This window comes from Gammaproteobacteria bacterium (genome assembly GCA_027296625.1).
Lineage (GTDB): Bacteria > Pseudomonadota > Gammaproteobacteria > JAKEHO01 > JAKEHO01 > JAKEHO01.
The window spans coordinates 1-2627 of the sequence record JAPUIX010000154.1; the positions used below are offsets into that span (position 1 = coordinate 1).

Here is a 2627-nt window from a genome sequence, read left to right on the forward strand (position 1 = left end):
GGGCAGCCTGATTTTAAGACCAAACGGGCTGGCGGTAAGACGGAAAGTTATGCTTGGATCGAGGAGCGGTGGCGCTTGATCGATAAGAAAGACGGCAAGCCCGGAGTGCTTTCAGAGGGCGGAAACTGGAAGCCGATCGAGCGGCAAGGGGCAACCTGGAGGTATATCGAGTGATTTCGCGCGACGCCCGGCCTAACGAATAATCTAGGGGTGCATCCGGCTATCTTACGCCGCCACTTCAAACGGCACCACCAGGCCACTAGCATAACGGGCGAATCTACTTCAGGATCCCGAAATCGTGACTCAAAAATGGCAAGAGAGCTCCTCGCCTGCAGGCCGGTCGCGGCTGGATTAATTGACGGTCTGCGCCATACCGCTACCCATGCCGTAGTACCCGTAATGAACGTATTTCCTGGCTCTCAATGATGGATTGCGTCGACTACTATTGATACGTAATCCAGAGCTTAGGGTCATGTCGTGCCATGAAATCTCACCGTAACTCAGCTCTCTTCTTTCTCGTCGTTGTGACGCTAGGGTCGTTGCTCAGCCAGCCTTTAATGGTGACCGCTCAACAGCAAGCACAATCCTCTGGTGCTACCGGAAGCCCCCCGATTAGCGAGGGCCGCGAGTATGAGTATTCCGTCGATCCGCGGCGAGGAGACGCGAACGAACAGCAGATCATTATCATGATGCCAGCCGTTCCAGCCTCACGAGCTCGGGGACTTCATGGCTCGACTGCACTCATGGATGCTGCGAGTACAGGTGAACTCAAAGCTGTCGAAGCGTTGTTGGCAAAGGGCGCCGATGTCAATGCCCAAGATAAGTTTGGCGGCACGGCATTGGTGTATGCTGCCAGAGAAGGTTACACCGAGGTCGTTCGTATTCTTATAGCCCACGGCGCCGATGTGAATGCCAGAGATACAAGTGGTACTGGATTGCACAAAGCGGCCAAAAACGGACATCTTGATGTGGTGCGCTTGCTGCTTACACACGGTACCGAGGTAGATGCGAAGGATTATGACGGCCAAACAGCACTGATCGGTGCTGTACTGCGGGGTCGTACCGATGTGGCGCTGGAACTGCTTCGGCAAGGTGCCGATCCCAATGCGAAGCGCCGCGGCGCACGTCACGTTTCAGCACTAGAGACTGCAGTAATGAATCGCGACTCCCTGGCGGTGACAGCGTTGCTCGCCAAAGGCGCAGACCTAGACCAATACGGGGCGTCCGCATTGGTGCTGTCTGCGAAAGCGGGTCTGACTGACATTGTCCAAATCCTGTTGGACGGCGGTGTGAGCGTGGACGGAACGGACGCATGGGGTCAGACCGCACTACACCGCGCCTCCGCCGCGGGCCGCACAGACATCGTTAATGTGATGTTAGCCAGCGGTGCCGATGTTGACGCCGTTGATCGGAGTGGATCAACATCACTGATGATGGCGGTCGCTAAAGGCCAAAGCGCTGTCGTTTCCACGCTGTTGGCACATGGTGCGGACGTTAATGTGAAAGACAATAGCGGCAAGACCGCATTAAGCATCGCGGCTGGGGCAGGGCAAGGACGGATGGTCGAGTTTCTTCTTGCCCATGGCGCTGACGTTAATACTAAGGACAGCCAGGGCAACACACCGTTGGTATACGCCGACGTGGGAGGGCACAGTGCGATCGTGCGCAGGTTGTTGCCAACGGACGAGCCCAAGGATCGGTCCTCGGTCTTATTGGTATTTGCCCGCGAAAAGGATGGGAAATGTGAGATCGGCCTGTGGAATCCAAACACCGCCCAGGCAAAACAACTTTTGTCGTTGCCAACGTGTCCGAAGGATGTGTTTGTCGCCGACGGCAAGACTTCGATTTTTGTTCCACGCAAGGGCGCGCTTCAGGAAGTTCAATTTAGTCCCAAAGTGCGTGTGAAGACCCCGATTCCGCTGCCCAAGATCGATCCGGAAAAGCTCCCAGCGCACATGAAGAAGGGCGCTAAGTGGCAAAGTCCGGTTGCCGCCGGGTACCTCGAAGGAGAGACGCTTGGCGTGACCATACATGTCCCAACCCTGGGTGAGCCTCATGCATTTCTCTACGCATGGCAGGATGGAACGTGGGTGCTGCTAGACAATAAGTACTGCGGCCGCTTTGATTCCTGTGGGTTTAAAGCGTTAAACGGGCGCCGCTCTAATAATGTTTGGAATTGGCAACAGGAGCGTCGGGTATGGCATCCCAGTCACGCGTCAAATCGCTATGTTGTTAACCGCCAGATGGCGCGAAATGCTGACGGATCGCCGAACTCTGGGACGCTGACTTTTGATATTGATGGGCAGACATCGATTCTCACCTTTTTCGTCGAACCGGGCCCTGATACCGGCGCGACACTGACCTTTGGCATAACGCTTCAGGCGGGGAGCCGCCCCTTGAAAGAGCTACTCGGGCAATGTGAAACATCCCTGGTCGGCAAATATTTGCTTTTTGACAAGTTTTGGGGTGGTTTGCGCCTCATAGACCTAGAAACTGGCGATAGCGTCTTGGGTGAGTTGAAGCTCGCGACGTGGATAAATTGAAATCGGTCACGTCAAGCGTGGATGGTTACGCCGCCACCTCAAACGGCACCACGAGGGAACTAGCATAACGGGCGAATCCCCTTG

1 protein-coding gene is annotated in these 2627 nt (G+C 55.5%); it reads left to right on the plus strand.

Translation table 11 applies throughout. The features are described 5' to 3' along the window. Window positions 1–482: 482 nt before the first annotated feature. Window positions 483–2543, plus strand: a complete 2061-nt coding sequence (locus tag O6944_09275) for an ankyrin repeat domain-containing protein (protein ID MCZ6719325.1) — start codon at window positions 483–485, stop codon at window positions 2541–2543. Window positions 2544–2627: the final 84 nt, after the last annotated feature.